This window comes from Rhizobium sp. 01T444 (assembly GCF_056398305.1).
The window spans coordinates 1-17,123 of record NZ_JBFTPD010000047.1 but is presented as its reverse complement, the minus strand read 5'-3'; the positions used below and the strand labels follow the sequence as shown (position 1 = coordinate 17,123).

The following is a 17,123-nucleotide window of genomic DNA, read 5'->3' as shown; positions in this document are numbered from 1 at the left end:
ATCATTCGGCCGCGATGGCGGCTTCACCAAACAGCAGCGAGCGGGTGGCAGCCGTCACGTCGTCCTTGCGCATCAGGCTTTCGCCGACGAGGAACGTATTGATGTCGACGGCTTGCAGGCGCTTGCAATCCTCATGGGTGAAGATGCCGCTCTCGCCGACCAGAAGCCGGTCATCCGGGACCATGGCAGCCAACGTTTCGCTCACCGTAAGACTGACTTCGAAGGTGCGCAGGTTGCGGTTGTTGATGCCGACGAGCGGCGAAGACAGCTTCAGGGCACGTTCCATTTCCGGCGCATCATGAACCTCGACCAGCACGTCCATGCCGAGCGAGAAGGCCTCGTCCTGCAGGCGCTGCGCGTCGTCATCCGTCAGCGAGGCCATGATGAGCAGGATGCAATCAGCACCCCAAGCGCGGGCTTCGTGGACCTGGTAGGTCTCGAACATGAAATCCTTGCGGAGCGCGGGCAGGGCACAGGCAGCACGCGCAGCCGTCAGAAATTCCGGCGCGCCCTGGAAGCTCGGCGTATCGGTGAGAACCGAAAGGCAGGCGGCCCCACCGGCTTCGTACGCCTTGGCAAGTGCCGGCGGATCGAAATCCGGACGGATCAGGCCCTTGGACGGGCTTGCCTTCTTGATTTCGGCGATCAGACCGAACTGGCCGGCATCGCGCTTTGCGACGAGCGCCTTGTGGAAACCGCGCGGCGCGGACTGGCCGGCCTGCATGGCCCTCAGATCCGCAAGCGAGGTCTTCGCCTTCGCGGTGGCGATTTCCTCACGCTTATAGGCTTCGATCTTCTTCAGGATATCGGTCATGAGGCAATCCTAGTCGATATCGTTGGATACGGCGATCAGTTTGTCGAGCGCTGCGGCCGTGGCCCCGCTATCCAGCGATTCCGTTGCGAGCTTCATGCCGTCACGGATCGTCCCGGCCTTGCCTGCAATGACGAGGGAGGCGGCGGCATTAGCGAGCGCTATATCGCGATAGGCATTCTTTGCGCCACCGAGCACATTGCGAAGCGCGGCGGCATTGACCGTGCCGTCGCCACCCCTGATATCGGCGAGCACGCAGGGCGTTACGCCGAAATCGGCCGGCGACAGCTCAAAGGTGCGGATCTGGCCGTTCTCGAGTGCAGCAACGCTGGTCTTACCGGTCGTGGTGATTTCATCGAGGCCATCGCCGTGGACAACCCAGACACTTTCGGAGCCGAGATCGCGCATGACTTCGGCAAGCGGCACGACCCATTGCGGCGAGAAGACGCCGAGAAGCTGGCGCTTGACGCCGGCCGGATTGGAGAGAGGGCCAAGCAGATTGAAGATGGTACGCGTGCCGAGCTCGACGCGCGTCGGGCCGACATGGCGCATGGCCGAATGATGCTGCTGCGCGAACATGAAGCCGACGCCGGCCTCGGCGATGCAGCGCGAGATCATTTCGGGGGTGACATCGAGATTGACGCCGAGGGCGGCAAGACTGTCTGCCGCGCCGGATTTCGAACTCAGCGCGCGGTTGCCGTGCTTGGCAACCGGAACACCCGTGCCGGCGACGATAAGCGCCGCCAGCGTCGAGATGTTATAGGTGCCACTGGCATCGCCGCCTGTGCCGACGATATCGATCGCGTCGGCGGGCGCTTCCACCCGCAGCATCTTGGACCGCATCGTGGTGACGGCGCCGACGATCTCGTCAACCGTCTCGCCGCGGACGCGCAGCGCCATCAGGAAGCCGCCGATCTGCGAAGGCGTTGCCTGTCCGGACATCAGGATATCGAAGGCCTGGCGGGCCTCGTCACGGGTCAGTGGCTCGCGGCTTGCTGCCTTGGCCAGAAGCGGCTTCAGATCGGTCATGCGTCGCTTCTCCCTAGCGGACGGTTGCCTGTTCGGCGAGGGTCCGGTTGACCTCTGCACCATACTGGCTCTGCAACAGGTTGACCATCTGATCGAGAATATCGTCACCGGCCTGATTTGCGATGGTGGCGATCTGCTGGTCGCGGTTGTTCAAGGCATCGGTCGTCGGCTCTTCGTTGACGTCGGTCACCTTCAGCAGGATCTGCGTGCTCGGATCGGCGCCGACGGCCGTTGCGACGGTATCTACAGGACCGGAGAATGCGGCATTGACGCCGGCGCGGCCGAGAACGGGATCGCCGGTCGAGCGGGTGACGCCGCTCTTGCTTTCGACGGCGATGCCGAGCGGGGTGGCGATATCGGCAAGCGAGGTACCCTTCTGCGCCTGAGCCTTCAGCTCGTCGGCCTTCTTGGCGAGCTCGGCCTTCTGCTGCTCGGCTGTCCAGTCCTGAACGGCCTTGTCACGCACTTCGGCGAGCGGACGATCGCGATCCGGCATGACGTCGCGCACGTCGAACCAGACATAGCCGTCATTGCCGAGGGAAATTGCGACCGCATCAGCGCCGACATCGGTCTTGAAAGCTTCCGGCAGAAGCTGTTGCTGTGCCGGGATATCCTTGACCGGATTGCCGTCCTTGTCCGCACCCGTCATGTCGACGGCGTCGATCACGACGGCCTTCAGCTTGAGTTGGTTGGCGATTTCTTCAAGAGAGGTGCCGCCGGCGCGCATATCCTCGATACGGTCGTGAACGTTGATGACTTCCTGCGAAGCATTGGCAACCGAAAGCTGCTTGCGAAGCTCTTCCTTCACCTCGTCGAAGCTCTTGGTGGTCTCCGGCTTGATATTGGTCACGCGCAGGATCACAGGACCGAAGGTACCGTCGACGACAGCCGTGGTACCGCCATCCGCCTTCACCGCAAAGGCAGCCTCGGCAACGGCCTGATCCGGAACCTTGTCCTTGGCGAATTCACCAAGCAGCACGTCACTTGCGGTCTTGCCCTGATCGGTGACGAGCTGGTCGAAGCTCGTGCCGCTCTTCAGCGCGGTTTCGGCTGCATTGGCGAGATCCTTGCTGGCGAAGGTCAGCTGTTCCAGGGTGCGGCTTTCCGGCGTCGTGTAAGCCGCCTTGGCCTTGTCGAAAGCTTCCTTGATCTGGTCGTCGGTGACGGTCGTGGGATCAGCGATATCATCAGGCTGAAGCTTCAGATAGGCGATCTTGCGGTATTCCGGCGCGCGGTAACGCTGCTTGGCGTCTTCGAACCACTTGGAGAGCACATCGTCGGCAGGCGCCTTGATCGGCTCGATATTGGCGTTGGTGAGCAGCAGGTAATCAACGCTGCGGCTCTCATTGCCATAGAGTTTCAGCGCGTTGACGAGCGTTGCAGGCGCCTGGAAGCCGTTGGCCACGGCTTCGATGATCTGGCTGCGGACAGCCTGCTTGCTGCGATCCTTGATATAGTCGTCTTCCCGGATGCCGGCATTGCGCAGACGAGAGGTGAAGAGCGAGCGGTCGAACTGGCCGTTGACTGCCTTGAAAGCCGGATCGTCGCCGATCAGCTGGGCAAGGCGGTCTTCGGAAAGGCCGAGACCCATATCATCGGCAAGCTGGTCCAGCGAGGCACCGGCCAGAAGCTGGGCAAGCACCTGCTGTTCAACGCCGAAAGCGCGGGCCTGCTCGGGCGTCAGGCGCACGCCATATTGCTGGCCGAGTTGGGCGACCTGGCGCTGATAGGCAAGGCGGAATTCATTGACGTCCACATGCTGGTCGCCGACGGTAACCACCGTCGTGCTATTGCCGCCGCTTATCAGCTCTCGCGATACGCCCCAGATGCCGAAGGAGCCGACGAGCAGGAGCAGGAGCAGCTTGGCAACCCAGGTCTGAGCAGCTCTTCTCAGAAGATGGAACATGGAAACGCAAACCTCGCATTATCATTGGCCCAGAAGGGCAGACATTCGTCGTTCCATAAAACAAAGCTGCGAGGAAATGAAGGCTTCTCGCATGAAAAGCTTGCGGGACTTGCACACGCTCTCGCCAACCCGCCGCAAGCGACAAAAGATGCTTGGTTGCGGAACCTTTACAGTCTTCATTTCGTTGAAGCGGCATTCGATCAAACAGGAGCAGACCATGGCCGAATTGAAAACCGCTTCCGCCGAATCCACCGCTGCGCGCGTCAAGGCCGAAGTAGCCGCCGAAGATCTGTCCGCGCAGGTTGCTGCGTTGCGCGATGATCTGGCCCGCCTTTCGGAGAGCGTGATTGCGCTGGGGCAGGGCGCAAAGACCGCAGTGACCGACGAAGCCTCCATCATGACCGAGCGTGTCCGCGACAAGGTGCGTGAAGAGCCGCTGACCGCAATCGCCATTACAGCAGGCGTCGCCTATCTCTTTGGTCTCCTCAGCCGTCGATAGACGAAAAAAGCCGGACGCAGGACGTCCGGCCTTTAATCTTTTTTGGCAATCTTTTCCGTGTCAGGTCAGCGGCGGATGAGGCGTCCGATCGCAATCAGGATGCATGCGCCAACAAAGCCCGTGATCAGGTATCCGAGCCAGCCGCTGAGTGGCTGGATGTGAAGGATACCGAGAATCCAGTTGGCGACGATCGCGCCTATGATGCCAAGCAATATGTTCATGAACACGCCCATATTGCTGTGCATGACCTTCTCCGCCAGCCATCCGGCGAAACCGCCGATAATGATGGCTGCAATCCAACCTACACCTGCGTTTTCCATGATAATCTCCCTCCTGGTTAAAACGTGGGATAGAACGCGCGCAATCGAAAAAAGTTCCGGTATGGCAGCGGCTTAGCGCTGTCAGGGATGAAGTAATGTAACCGGCGCGGAAAACGCATGAGCCGCGATCTGAAACATCAGTCCTGAAAAGGCCAGTGCGGCAAAACCGGCCGGCATCAGCAAACTCTTCGTGAACATCAAATCCTCCCGTTGTTGGGAGCAAGCATAATTCATCGCCTTAACTGCGCAAGCTGCTTATTAATAAGTAGTTAAGCATGAAGTTTAAGTAAAATTTTCACGACGCAACATGCATTACACCTAATATTAAATCATCCGGAACCGGAGCTTTCTCAATTTGCGCTAGCAAAGGAGAGGCTTTGGTCGATACCACCTCCACGGCCCTCGCCTCATGGCGAACTCGGCCGAAAGAAGCGAGCAGCGTATTGAAGCGAAGCGTCAGCTCGCCGTAACGCCGGCAGACGACAAAAGGCTATCTATTCGGTAAGTCGCGCCACCCTCCGCCCGATGGCGAGCGAAGCGGTCAGGCCGGGGCTCTCGATTCCGTAAAGCGCCACATAGGCGGGGTGACCGGTTTGCTCCGGCCCTTGAATCACGAAGTCACCACCACCGCCCGCAGCCGGGCCGGCGATCTTAGGACGGACGCCCGAGTAGGCGGGCTGTAGCGCGCCATCCACCAGATTGGGCCAATAGCGGCGGATTGCGGAATAGAACTTATCCGCACGGCTTGGATCGACGTCGTAGTCAATCGTCTCGATCCACTCGACATCAGGACCGAAACGCGCCTGGCCAGCAAGGTCGAGTGTCAGATGCACTCCGAGACCGCCGGGTTCAGGGACGGGGTAGATCAGCTGCGTTGCAGGTGCGCGGCCGGTCAGGGCAAAATAACATCCCTTGGCATAGTGACGCGGCGGGATGGTGCTGGCGTCCAGGCCGGACAGGCTTTCTGATAAGGCCCAGGCGTTGAGGCCAGCGGCATTGACCACAAGGCATGTCTCGATCTCTACCGGATCGCGGCCGCCGACTGCGAGGCGAACCTTGTCCGCGGTGAATTCACCTTTGATTACGGGAGAATTGCAGATAACGGCTCCGCCATTGGCCTCGATATCCGCAGTGTATGCCTGCATAAGGCCGTGACTGTCGATGATGCCGGTCGAGGGAGAAACAAGCGCCGCAAAGCCTCTGATCTGTGGTTGCCTGCGGGCGAGTTCCGCAGCATCGATCAGATAGCAATCCTCCACGCCATTGGCGGCAGCCTGCCTGGATAGCTTTTCAAGATATCCGACTTCCTCCTCACTCGCAGCGACGACGAGTTTGCCACAGGCCCTATGGGGGATGTTTCGCTCCCGGCAATAGTCGTAAAGCCTGTGTTTTCCGGAAACGCAGAGTTCAGCCTTCAAGCTGCCGGTGGCATAGTAGAGCCCGGCATGGATGACTTCACTGTTGCGGGCCGATGTGATGCTGCCGGTTATCGGCTCCGCCTCGAGAAGAACCACGTCGCGACCGGACATTGCAAGTTCGCGCGCTATTGCAAGCCCCACGACCCCTCCGCCCACGACGACGCAGTCGAGGTCCAGCATCTCCGCCATGCAATTCCCCTCTCATCCTCCAACTGCGCCATTGAACTCGCCGTTTTGGAGAGCTCAGACAACGCAATCCAGCTTTTAGGTATCGTTTGGGCGAACCTATCCCAAATCAAGAGGATGATGAAATACGATTCGATGCGTTTGGCGTGGGTCATCTTCGTCGGCGCGAGCGACGCGAAAATTCGGCTTCAGAAGGATAATTAACTGATAATTTCAACGATTTATGGCGGAAGAGGTGGGATTCGAACCCACGGTACGGTTTCCCGCACGCCGGTTTTCAAGACCGGTTCCTTAAACCACTCGGACACTCTTCCATCCAGTTGATCCGGCTCGTCTTTGTTGTCAGGCCTTCGTTTTTGACGAAGACTCCTTCCGGCGACGGCCAAATCGTGGTTTGGCAGGCTTTATAGCGGTTCGGATTTCAGCGTCAACGTGCTCTGACAGATCGGACCGCAATTGAGCAGATAAACTGCTTCAATATGTTCTGACGCGGGGCAGAGCGGTCATGTCCGCCGAAAGTTGCTGTCACGATCCGAAACGGTCCAATATGCGGAAATACATTCGCGATTTCATTCCCGCACAGATTAAAATCAACCAAATATTAACCATAATCATTAGAATTCTCGCTATCGCCCCGAAATCGTTCGCAAATTAGCCACGATATCCACAAGATTAAAGTCTCGTTAGGCAGGCAGGGAATAAGGCAACTCCAACTCATTCACGAATGAGTTCCTTAACCATAAAACGGTCTTGAGTGGCGTGGGGCATATGAAACTGAATTACGGGGCGGCGTCTTTCGCAACGACGGCACGGTGGCTGGCATTGTCGGCCGTGTGCGCAACAGTGGCGGCCTGCGGCACGACGCAGGCGGTTCCCAAGAAGAAATCCCACGGCAAGGAATATTTCTCCGAAAGCGAATATGGCGTCAAAGCCAGCCCGCGCGTTGCCAACGGCAACAATATTCCCAAGGGCGGCGGCCGCTACATCGTGGGCGATCCCTATGTGGTGAAGGGTAGGATGTATTACCCGAGGGAAGACTACTCCTATAACAAGGTGGGCATCGCTTCCTGGTACGGCTCTGCCTTCCACGGCCGCCTGACGGCGAATGGCGAAGTCTACGACCAGATGCATCTTTCCGCCGCGCATCCGACCTTCCCGCTGCCGAGCTATGCGCGTGTGACGAACGTTGAAACCGGTTCGTCCGTGATCGTCCGCGTCAACGACCGTGGGCCCTATCACGAAGGTCGCATCATCGACCTTTCGAACAAGACCGCCTCCATGCTCGACCTGCAGCACAGCGGCACGGGCAATGTTCGCGTGCAATATGTCGGAAAGGCGCCCCTCGACGGTCATGACATGCCCTATCTGATGGCCTCCTATATTCCGAAGGGTAGCCGCATCCCGGGCATCAATCCGGGCGGGGGCCAGATCGCCTCCGGCGTCATGGTCGCCTCCAACAACAAGAAAATCACCGGCGACCAACTCCAGAGCCTCGGCGATTATTCCAGTCCTTCGCCGGCCAACGTGCCGGTACCATTCCGCTCGACTGCCTATGCGGGCTCCACGCCGAGCGCCAAGTATAATGCGGCTCCAGTTCCTGCGCCGATGCAGGCGCCGGCAGGCGGCCATTTCCTGACGCCGCCGCCGGCCTTCACCAATGGCGCTCAGACGATGGAACAGATGGTGGTTCTGCCGGAAATCGGACCCATTCCCTTTGAGCGTCCGAATGGCTGGTCGAAGGGCACATCGCTTGCCATGGGCTATCAGGAGGAGGCGAGGACAGTCAACGTTCCGCTCGCTTTCGACGCCGTGATGGTACGCAATGATGGCCTGACGCAGGAGTCTATCCTCGCCTCCTTCAAGCGTCAGAATGGCGGCAGCGCAAAGGTGCGATAAAAGCCTACAACAAAGTGTAATTGCATCGGCTTCCGGCTCGCTTTACCCTCCTGAATCAACCCGCACGATCAATGGGATTAGCGATGTTGAAGCCGCTGCTTCGCCTCCTTGCATGCCTGCTTTTGCCTGCTTCTGCAGCCTTTGCCGCAGAAGGCACCGAGGCCGGTTTCGTCACCAAGGCCGCGCAGGCCTATATGATCGAGGCCTCGACCGGGACTGTGCTTCTCGCCAAGAACGAGAACCAGGTCTTTGCGCCTGCCTCGCTTGCCAAGCTGATGACGATGGATCTCGTTTTCAGTGCCGTCAGCAAGGGACAGATTTCGCTCGATACCGAATATCCCGTCTCCGAATATGCCTGGCGTACCGGCGGCGCGCCTTCGCGTGCGGCCACGATGTTTGCAGCGCTGAAATCGAAGGTTCGCGTCGAGGATCTGATCAAGGGCGTTGCGATCCAGGGCGCCAATGACGGCTGCATCATCCTTGCCGAGGGCATGGCCGGCAGCGAGGACCAGTTTGCGGCATCGATGACCCGGCGCGCTCGCGAGCTTGGCATGGAAAAGGCTATCTTCGGCAATTCAACCGGGATTCCCGACGGCAAGAGCAAGATGACGGCTAGGGAGTTGGTGACGCTCGCCGTCGATCTGCAGGCTTCCTATCCCGATCTCTATCCCTATTTTGCCCAAGCGGATTTCGAATGGAACAAGATCTTCCAGCGCAACCGCAATCCGCTGCTCGGCATGGATCTCGGCGCTGACGGGCTGGCGACGGGCTTTACGGAAGGCGAGGGCTATTCGATCGTCGCCTCGGTGCAGCGCAACGGACGGCGGCTCTTCGTGGCGCTTGCCGGCATCGCCTCCGACAAGGAGCGCACGGAAGAAGCCAAGCGCGTGCTGGAATGGGGGCTGACGGCTTTCGAAAGCCATCAGGTCTTTGCAGACAAGGAAGTCATCGGTGCGGCGAGCGTCTATGGCGGCACGGCGCGCACCGTCGATCTCGTCGCCAAGGCGCCGGTCAGCGTCTATGTTCCGATCAACAATCCAGACCGGCTCGCAGCCCGCATCGTCTACCACTGGCCGCTGATGGCGCCGGTGAAGGCCGACACGGAAGTCGGCACGCTGCGCATCGTTTCCGGCAACAGGATGTTGCGCGAAGTGCCACTCTATACAGTGCAATCGGTGGAGGTTGGATCGCTCACCAGCCGGGCGGTCGACGCGCTGCTGGAGCTTGGCGAATCGCTGTTCTTCTCATGGCTCTGGGACAAGTCCGAGCAGAGCTGAGATCCTTTTTGCCCGCGGATTTTGCCGCAATTTGCCGGGGAAGGTGAATATGTCGCCGCGGCAAAAGGTTTCGTTCCGCACTATCTTCGGATAGATAGAGGCAGAGCGTGGCGCTCAGAATGCGGGAAAGTATCATTGTCGTCCGGTACAGGATTGTTCGTTACGTTTGAAGGCGGAGAGGGGGCTGGGAAGTCCACGCAGATCCGCCGTCTTGCCGAGGCCCTTAAAGCCGAAGGCTATGACGTGCTGTTGACCCGGGAGCCTGGGGGCTCGCCGGGCGCCGAAGCGGTGCGCCATGTGCTGCTTTCGGGCGCTGCGGAAGCCTTTGGCACCCGCATGGAAGCGATCCTCTTTGCCGCCGCCCGCAACGATCACGTGGAAGAAGTCATCCGGCCGGCGCTTTACAAGGGCAAGATCGTGCTCTGCGACCGCTTCATGGATTCCTCGCGCGTCTATCAGGGCGTTACCGGCAACCTGGAGCCTGAATTCATCGAGACGCTGCAGCGCATCGCCATCAACGGCGTGATGCCTGATTGTACGCTGATCCTCGATATTCCGGCCAAGCTGGGGCTGGAGCGTGTTATCAAGCGAAACGCCGACGGCCCTGATCGTTTCGAGAAGGAAACGCTCGAAACGCACGAGAAGCGCCGCGAAGCCTATCTCGATATCGCCGCGCGCGAGCCGGAACGCTGCCATGTCGTCAACGCCACGCAGCCGGAAGAGGCGATTGCCTCGGAGATCCTCACCATAGTCAGGCAGTTGCTGAAACCATCAGCCGAAGCGCGGATGCCGGAAGCGGCGCATCATGAGTGAGGACAGGCCCGGACTGCTCGACGGCGCCATCTGGCCGGCCGAGAACACGAAGCTCTTCGGCCATGAAGATGCTGAGGATTTCCTGGCGCAGTTCTACCGCTCCGGCAAGGGGCATCATGCAATCCTGATCGAAGGGCCTGAGGGGATTGGCAAGGCGACATTGGCCTTCCGTTTCGCCAATCACGTTCTGTCGCATCCCGATACCGCAAGCGCGCCGGAGCGGATCGCCGATCCAGATCCAGACTCTGCTGTCAGCCGGCAGATCGCCTCAGGCGCGTCGCACAATCTCCTGCATCTTGCCAGACCCGTGGATGAGAAGACCGGGAAGGTGAAATCGGCAATTACCGTCGATGAGGTACGCCGGGCCGGCAAGTTCTTCTCGCAGACCTCGGGCACCGGCAACTGGCGCATTGTCATCATCGACCCTGCCGACGACATGAACCGGAATGCGGCAAATGCCATCCTGAAGATCCTCGAGGAGCCGCCGAAGCGGGCGATGTTCCTCGTTCTGTCGCATGCGCCGGGAAAGCTACTGCCGACGATCCGGTCACGCTGCCTGCCGCTGAAGCTTGCACCCCTTGACGATGGTGCGCTGGTTTCAGCACTTGCCCATCTCGGGATCCAGAGTGAGGGGCAGGCCTTGCTTTCTGCCGCAAAGGGCAGCGCCGGTGAGGCGCTGAAACTGCTGAATTACGGCGGCGGCGAGATCATTCAGGCCTATAACGAGGTTCTGTCCTCCGAAGGGCCGGCAGCACGCAAGGCCATGCATCGGCTTGCGGATGCGCTTTCGGGCAAGGAAGCCGATACGATCTTCGATTTCTTCGTCAGCCATGTAGGCGATGACGTCATGAACCGCGCGCGCCTTGMTGCGGGCGAGGGGCAGATTGCGGCCGCCGAACGTCTGGCGCGGCTCTATTCCGAAATCACCGAGAAGCTGACCGTCTCCGACGCTTACAATCTCGACCGCAAGCAGACGATCATGGAAGTGCTTTCCGAGATCAAGCAGCCGCGCGCCTGATCAGCCGGCCAGCAGTTTCCAGGCAACCACGGCGAGCGTGACGGCCAGTACGATGCGGATGGTGCGCTCCTGCAGTTTCGGTGCAAGCAGGCTGCCGACAATGATGCCGGGAATGGAGCCGACCAGCAGGGCAAGCAGCATTGCCCAGTCGATCTCGCCGATGAACCAGTATCCCATGCCGCCGATCAGGGTGAGCGGCACCGCATGGACGATATCCGAGCCGACGATCTCGCGCACGTCGAGGCCGGGGTAGAGGATGAGCAGGATCGTCACGCCCAAGGCGCCGGCGCCCACCGACGTCAAGGTGACGAGCACGCCGAGCACAAAGCCCAGACCGACGGTGAAGACTGCGATGGTCGCCGGTTTCGGCGGCATGCGCTCGCCGATGGCACGGCGGGCAAATTCAAGGATCTGGCCGCGGAAAACCAGCATGATCGCGGTCATGACCAGAAGCCAGCCGAGCGCGGTGGTGATGGTATTCGTGACGCCAATACTTTTTCGGTCGACGCCGGCCATCAGCCAGAGCATCGAAAGCGCGGCAGGGACGCTGCCGGCCGCAAGACTGCCGACGATCTTCCAGTTGACGCGGCCATGCATGCCGTGAACAGCCGTGCCGGCCGTTTTGGTGATTGCAGCGTAGAGAAGATCGGTTCCGACGGCCGTGGCCGGATGGACACCGAAAAGGAGCACGAGCAGGGGCGTCATCAGCGAACCGCCACCGACGCCGGTGATGCCGACAAGCGCTCCCACCATGAGACCGGAAAGGGAATAAAGAGGCTCGAACGTCAAATACACGCCTCCGAGGACGCGCGGCCATGACTATTCCGATCGATGAAAAATGGCACTTTGCTTCCGTCCCGCCCTCTTGCGACAGAAGGGGTAGATTGCGCCAGAACACGAGTCAAGGTCACCAATACGCGGCCCGGAAATCGTCGGTGGCTGCCAAACTTGATGTTTCGCTTGTGCGAGACATGCGCTAATAGCGGCTGACGATTTTTATAGAGTAAGCCGGAATTGGCCGCCATGACAGACAAGACCCCCTTCTACATTACGACCGCGATTTCCTATCCCAACGGCAAGCCGCATATCGGCCATGCCTATGAGCTGATCGCGACCGACGCCATGGCACGCTACCAGCGCCTCGACGGTAAGGATGTCTTCTTCCTGACGGGGACCGACGAGCACGGCCAGAAGATGCAGCAGACGGCGCGTGCCGAAGGCATCACGCCACAGGCGCTTGCCGACCGCAATTCCGGCGAATTCCAGGCGATGGCGAAGCTGCTCAATGCGTCGAACGACGATTTCATCCGCACCACGCAGGAACGTCACCACGAGACTTCGCGGAACATCTGGAACCTGATGGCCGCAAATGGCGACATCTACAAGGATTCCTATGCCGGCTGGTACTCGGTGCGTGACGAAGCCTATTACCAGGAAAACGAAACCGAGCTGCGCGCCGATGGGGTGCGCTATGGGCCCCAGGGCACGCCGGTCGAATGGGTGGAAGAGGCGAGCTACTTCTTCAAGCTCTCCGAATACCAGGACAGGCTGCTGAAGCACTACGAGGAAAACCTTGATTTCATCGGCCCGGCCGAACGCCGCAACGAGGTGATCTCCTTCGTCAAGTCCGGTCTCAAGGATCTCTCGGTCTCGCGTACGACCTTCGACTGGGGTATCAAGGTGCCGAATGACCCTGATCATGTCATGTATGTGTGGGTCGATGCGCTGACGAACTATATTACCGCAACCGGCTATATCGAAGACCGCAACGGGCCGCGGGCGAAATACTGGCCGGCTGATGTGCATATCATCGGCAAGGACATCATCCGCTTTCACGCCGTTTACTGGCCGGCCTTCCTGATGTCGGCAAAGCTGCCGCTGCCGAAGCGCGTCTTTGCTCACGGCTTCCTGCTTAACAAGGGCGAGAAGATGTCGAAGTCGCTCGGCAACGTCGTCGATCCGGTCAATCTGGTGAACCATTTCGGCCTCGACCAGGTGCGTTACTTCTTCCTGCGCGAAGTCTCCTTCGGCCAGGACGGCAGCTACAGCGAAGAGGCGATCGGCACGCGCATCAATTCCGACCTCGCCAACGGCATTGGAAACCTCGCCAGCCGCTCGCTGTCGATGATCGTCAAGAATTGCGACGGCAAGATCCCGGAATGCGGACCGTTGACCGATGAGGACAAGGCGATGCTGGCGCAGGCCGATGCGCTGCATGCCTTGACCCGTGAGGATATGAGCAAGCAGCTCATCCACCGCGCGTTAGCGTCCATCATCGCCGTGGTCTCCGAGACCGACCGCTATTTCGCCGGCCAGGAGCCGTGGGCGCTGAAGAAGACCGATCCGGCGCGCATGGGCACGGTGCTCTATGTCACTGCCGAAGTGGTGCGCCAGATCGCCGTCCTGCTGCAGCCCTTCATGCCGGAATCGTCCGGCAAGCTGCTCGACCTGGTGGCTGCGCCTGCAGGCAGCAGAGATTTCGCAGCGCTTGGCGAAGCCGGCCGTCTGGTGCCGGGAACGCCGCTCGAAGCGCCGAAGCCGGTCTTCCCGCGCTACGTGGCTCCGGAGGCTTAAGGCCGTGCTGGTTGATACGCATTGCCATCTGGACTTTGCCGATTTCGAGGCGGAACGCGACGAAGTGGTGGCGCGCGCCCATGCGTCGGGCGTGGCGCAAATGGTGACGATCTGCACCCGCGTGCGCAAGCTCGATGGGCTGCTCGCCATCACTGAAAAATATCCTTCCGTTTTCTGCTCGGTCGGCACGCATCCCAACAATGCGGGTGACGAACTGGATATCCAGACGGAAGATCTGGTGCGGCTGGCGTATGCCCATCAGAAGGTCGTTGCGATCGGCGAGGCCGGTCTCGATTATTTCTACGATACGCAGAAGCCCGAAGACCAGCAGACGGGCTTTCGTCGCCACATTGCCGCGGCACGGGAAACGCAGCTTCCGCTCGTCATCCATAGCCGCAGCGCTGATGCCGACATGGCTGCGATCCTGACCGAGGAAACAGGGAAGGGGGCCTTCCCCTTCATTCTGCATTGCTTCTCGGCCGGCCCGGAGCTGGCGAAGACGGGCGTCGAGCTCGGCGGCTATATTTCCTTTTCGGGTATTCTCACTTTCCCGAAGTCGGAAGAGCTGCGCGACATCGCCAAGACCATTCCGCACAACCGGTTGCTCGTCGAAACGGATGCGCCGTATCTCGCGCCGAAGCGCTGGCGCGGCAAGCGCAACGAGCCATCTTACGTGGTGAATACGGCCGAGGTACTGGCCGATACGATCGGCCTTCCTTACGAGGAGGTCGCGCGGATCACCACCGACAATGCGTTCAGGCTGTTTTCGAAGATGCCGAGGATCTAGCGGCGTGGCACGACGGCAGCGGTTCACCATTCTCGGCTGTTCGTCGTCACCCGGCGTGCCGCGCATCACCGGCGACTGGGGCGCCTGCAATCCGGACAATCCAAAGAACAGAAGAACACGCGCTGCCTTTATGGTGCAGCAGTTTTCTGATGATGGCGCTGCAACGACCGTCGTCATCGATACGGGGCCGGATTTTCGTGAGCAGATGATCATGGCAGGGGTCGACCATGTCGACGCGGTCCTCTACACCCATCCGCATGCAGACCATATCCACGGCATCGACGATCTGCGTGGTTATTTTCACAATACCCGCCGGCGCGTGCCGATCTTCGCTGACCAGTTCACCATGAGCCGGCTGCGCGATGCCTTCGGCTATTGCCTGGAGACGCCGCCGGGCAGCAATTATCCGCCAATCGTGCTGCCGATCGTGATCGAGGATCTGGAAGAGCCCATTGAAATCCACGGGCCAGGCGGAACGATCGCCTTCATGCCGCATCTGCAGCAGCATGGTGACATCCATTCGCTCGGTTTCCGCATCGGCGATGTGGCCTATTGCAGCGATATCAGCGACTTCCCGCCGCAGACGGTGGAGAGGCTGCAGAACCTCGACATGCTGATCATCGACGCCCTGCAATATGCCTATCATCCCAGCCATCTCTCGCTGGAACAGTCACTGGACTGGATCGAGCGGCTAAGACCGAAGCGGGCGATCCTGACGCATATGCACACGCCGCTCGACTATGATGTAGTCATGGCGCAAACGCCGGATCATGTGGTGCCGGCGTTCGACCAGATGAGCTTCGAAGTCGAGGTTTAGCTGCCGATAAATGGAGCAACCTCGAGGTATCCGCGATGGATCATGTCGAGCGCGACATAGAGAATGATCAACAGGCCGACATAGGCGATCCAGCGATGTTTGTTGAGCAGGCGGGCGATAAAGTTCGCGGCGATGCCCATCAGCGCAATGGAAAGACCGAGGCCTAGCACCAGCACGCTCGGGTGTTCGCGAGCGGCGCCGGCAACGGCAAGAACATTGTCCAGCGACATGGAAACGTCGGCGATGACGATCTGTGTCGCAGCCTGGAAGAAGGTCTTCCTCGGCGCAGCTGCGCCAGCCTCGGCCGCATGTTCTTCGCCATGGCCGGCACGCAGCTCGCGCCACATCTTCCAGCAGACCCAGAGCAGCAGCAAGCCGCCGGCCAGCAGAAGGCCGACAATCGCCAGAAGATAGACTGCGACAGAGGCGAACAGGATGCGGAGCACCGTTGCCGCCAGAATGCCGACAATGATTGCCTTGCGGCGCTGCGTGGCTTCCAGGCCGGCAGCAGCAAGGCCGATGACGACGGCGTTGTCGCCGGCGAGAACAAGGTCGATAGCAATGACCTGCAGCAGGGCCGTCACACCGGCCGCTGTGAAAATATCCATATTGAATTACCCCCGGATATGCTTCGAGCGTGCTAGCGTCTTGAGGGTTTTCCGTCAACCGGTGAAGGGATGCGTTGACGACTGCGTCCACGGTCATGCCGTGTAATCCGGGCGGATGTGATCGATGCGGTGTCCCGCATGGACGGATCGATGTAGATTATGGAACGATTCTTTTCTTCGATCCGCAGGCCCATGGAAACTTCGCTTTATCTGCCCGTCAAAGGCTTTCTCGAAAAGGCAGGTTACGTCGTCAAGGGCGAAGTCGGCGGCTGCGATCTGGTTGGCCTGAGTGACGACGATCCGCCTGTGGTGGTGGTCTGCGAGCTGAAGCTCAGCTTCAATCTCGAACTCATCCTGCAAGCAGTCGATCGCGCGGCTGTCTCTGACGAGGTCTGGATCGCGGGCCGGGTTTCCGCCAAGGGTAAAGGCCGGGAAGCCGACAAACGCTACCGCGATCTCTGCCGCAGGCTCGGCATCGGCATGCTCGGCATTTCGGATAGCGGCGACGTCAGCGTGATCGTCGGCTCCGTATCGCCGATGCCACGGACCAATCCGAAGCGCCGGTCGCGGCTGATGCGCGAGCACCAGAAACGCCGCGGCGACCCGGCGCTCGGCGGCAGCACGCGCACACCGCTCATGACGGCATATCGCCAGCAGGCGCTTGGCTGCGCTGCGGCGCTGGCATCTGGGCCGCTGCGCGTGCGCGATATCAGGTCTTGGGTACCGGAGGCCGGCAAGATACTGCTGTCCAATGTCTATGGCTGGTTCGAAAGACTAGACAGAGGCATTTACGGCTTGACCGATGCCGGACGGGAAGCGCTGCAGCGGTGGCCACAGCCGGAGATGCAGGCGGCGCAGTAGTGGGTATGGTTTTTAGTTCCATAACCTATCTTATGCGATCTTTATGTGTAGTGGGGTACATTCTATTTCCAAGTGCGACATGCCAGTAATTTCAATGGCTTCACTTTGGAGATTTTGGCATGTCGCTTTGCTATCAGCAGTTCACCCTCGCCGATCGTCGCCGTCTTTATCACCTCAGAGAGCGAAAGGTGCCAGTTGGCGAGATCGCCCGCCAGCTCGGACGTCATCGCTCAACGATCTATCGTGAGCTCAAGCGCAACACTTTCCACGATCGCGAGTTTCCCGAGTACACCGGCTACTTTG

Annotated in this window: 17 protein-coding genes and 1 tRNA gene; 10 read left to right on the top strand and 8 right to left on the bottom strand. The window is 59.9% G+C overall.

All coding sequences use genetic code 11. From position 1 onward, the window contains the following. Window position 1 precedes the first annotated feature (1 nt). Genes trpC through AC1DTN_RS34810 form a run of 3 tightly spaced genes read right to left on the bottom strand, consistent with a single transcriptional unit; the run spans window position 2 to window position 3,746 of the window. On the bottom strand, window positions 2-814 hold the full coding sequence (gene trpC / locus AC1DTN_RS34820; protein WP_439014984.1) for an indole-3-glycerol phosphate synthase TrpC: 813 nt from the start codon (window positions 812-814) through the stop codon (window positions 2-4). A 9-nt stretch (window positions 815-823) separates the two neighbouring features. Next, window positions 824-1,840, bottom strand: coding sequence for an anthranilate phosphoribosyltransferase (trpD, locus tag AC1DTN_RS34815; RefSeq protein WP_477924657.1), 1,017 nt, complete (start codon window positions 1,838-1,840; stop codon window positions 824-826). Window positions 1,841-1,853: 13 nt separating this feature from the next. Further along, window positions 1,854-3,746, bottom strand: coding sequence for a SurA N-terminal domain-containing protein (locus AC1DTN_RS34810; RefSeq protein WP_477924656.1), 1,893 nt, complete (start codon window positions 3,744-3,746; stop codon window positions 1,854-1,856). Window positions 3,747-3,963: 217 nt separating this feature from the next. On the opposite strand from AC1DTN_RS34810, the gene AC1DTN_RS34805 reads away from it, so the two are divergent. Continuing rightward, the gene (locus tag AC1DTN_RS34805) at window positions 3,964-4,245 is read left to right on the top strand and encodes a hypothetical protein (RefSeq protein WP_113319955.1); all 282 of its coding nucleotides are present in this window, start codon (window positions 3,964-3,966) and stop codon (window positions 4,243-4,245) included. Between the two features lie 65 nt (window positions 4,246-4,310). Here the strand turns inward: AC1DTN_RS34805 and AC1DTN_RS34800 are convergent, their stop codons facing one another. From AC1DTN_RS34800 to AC1DTN_RS34790, 3 genes are all read right to left on the bottom strand, one after another. Further along, window positions 4,311-4,565 carry a GlsB/YeaQ/YmgE family stress response membrane protein gene (locus tag AC1DTN_RS34800; RefSeq protein ID WP_037102415.1) on the bottom strand — a complete coding sequence of 85 codons (255 nt, stop codon included), beginning with the start codon at window positions 4,563-4,565 and terminating at the stop codon, window positions 4,311-4,313. A gap of 494 nt (window positions 4,566-5,059) precedes the next feature. After that, window positions 5,060-6,172 (bottom strand): NAD(P)/FAD-dependent oxidoreductase, encoded by a 1,113-nt coding sequence (locus AC1DTN_RS34795; RefSeq protein ID WP_477924655.1) that lies wholly within the window; start codon window positions 6,170-6,172, stop codon window positions 5,060-5,062. A 221-nt stretch (window positions 6,173-6,393) separates the two neighbouring features. After that, window positions 6,394-6,483 (bottom strand) — tRNA-Ser (locus AC1DTN_RS34790). Between the two features lie 454 nt (window positions 6,484-6,937). On the opposite strand from AC1DTN_RS34790, the gene AC1DTN_RS34785 reads away from it, so the two are divergent. The 4 genes from AC1DTN_RS34785 to AC1DTN_RS34770 all read left to right on the top strand — a co-directional run bounded on the left by AC1DTN_RS34785 (window position 6,938) and on the right by AC1DTN_RS34770 (window position 11,173). After that, window positions 6,938-8,065 (top strand): septal ring lytic transglycosylase RlpA family protein, encoded by a 1,128-nt coding sequence (locus tag AC1DTN_RS34785; RefSeq protein WP_477924654.1) that lies wholly within the window; start codon window positions 6,938-6,940, stop codon window positions 8,063-8,065. 83 nt (window positions 8,066-8,148) lie between these two features. Beyond that, a complete protein-coding gene (locus tag AC1DTN_RS34780; protein WP_477924653.1) occupies window positions 8,149-9,342 on the top strand; it encodes a D-alanyl-D-alanine carboxypeptidase family protein in 1,194 nt (397 codons plus the stop codon). 135 nt (window positions 9,343-9,477) lie between these two features. After that, the gene (tmk, locus tag AC1DTN_RS34775) at window positions 9,478-10,155 is read left to right on the top strand and encodes a dTMP kinase (RefSeq protein ID WP_477924652.1); all 678 of its coding nucleotides are present in this window, start codon (window positions 9,478-9,480) and stop codon (window positions 10,153-10,155) included. Further along, a complete protein-coding gene (locus AC1DTN_RS34770; RefSeq protein ID WP_477924650.1) occupies window positions 10,148-11,173 on the top strand; it encodes a DNA polymerase III subunit delta' in 1,026 nt (341 codons plus the stop codon). Before tmk ends, AC1DTN_RS34770 begins: the two co-directional genes overlap by 8 nt. Here the strand turns inward: AC1DTN_RS34770 and AC1DTN_RS34765 are convergent, their stop codons facing one another. Continuing rightward, a complete protein-coding gene (locus AC1DTN_RS34765; protein ID WP_477924648.1) occupies window positions 11,174-11,962 on the bottom strand; it encodes a sulfite exporter TauE/SafE family protein in 789 nt (262 codons plus the stop codon). Between the two features lie 234 nt (window positions 11,963-12,196). Between AC1DTN_RS34765 and metG the strand changes: the two genes are divergently transcribed. From metG to AC1DTN_RS34750, 3 genes are read left to right on the top strand one after another with little or no spacing between them, the layout of a single operon-like run. Beyond that, complete coding sequence (gene metG / locus AC1DTN_RS34760) at window positions 12,197-13,747, top strand: methionine--tRNA ligase (RefSeq protein WP_477924647.1); 1,551 nt, start codon at window positions 12,197-12,199, stop codon at window positions 13,745-13,747. Between the two features lie 4 nt (window positions 13,748-13,751). Next, window positions 13,752-14,534 (top strand): TatD family hydrolase, encoded by a 783-nt coding sequence (locus tag AC1DTN_RS34755; protein ID WP_477924646.1) that lies wholly within the window; start codon window positions 13,752-13,754, stop codon window positions 14,532-14,534. Window positions 14,535-14,538: 4 nt separating this feature from the next. Next, complete coding sequence (locus AC1DTN_RS34750) at window positions 14,539-15,351, top strand: MBL fold metallo-hydrolase (RefSeq protein WP_477924645.1); 813 nt, start codon at window positions 14,539-14,541, stop codon at window positions 15,349-15,351. On the opposite strand, the gene AC1DTN_RS34745 is transcribed toward AC1DTN_RS34750, so the two are convergent. Then, entirely contained in the window at window positions 15,348-15,959 is a 612-nt protein-coding gene (locus AC1DTN_RS34745) for a TerC family protein (RefSeq protein ID WP_439014965.1), read from the bottom strand. The two genes, AC1DTN_RS34750 and AC1DTN_RS34745, sit on opposite strands and share 4 nt — an antisense overlap. A 192-nt stretch (window positions 15,960-16,151) precedes the next feature. Between AC1DTN_RS34745 and AC1DTN_RS34740 the strand changes: the two genes are divergently transcribed. Next, window positions 16,152-16,820, top strand: coding sequence for a DUF2161 domain-containing phosphodiesterase (locus tag AC1DTN_RS34740; RefSeq protein WP_477924643.1), 669 nt, complete (start codon window positions 16,152-16,154; stop codon window positions 16,818-16,820). A gap of 119 nt (window positions 16,821-16,939) precedes the next feature. Continuing rightward, on the top strand, window positions 16,940-17,123 hold a 184-nt coding region (locus AC1DTN_RS34735), incomplete at its 3' end, for a helix-turn-helix domain-containing protein (protein WP_269833951.1).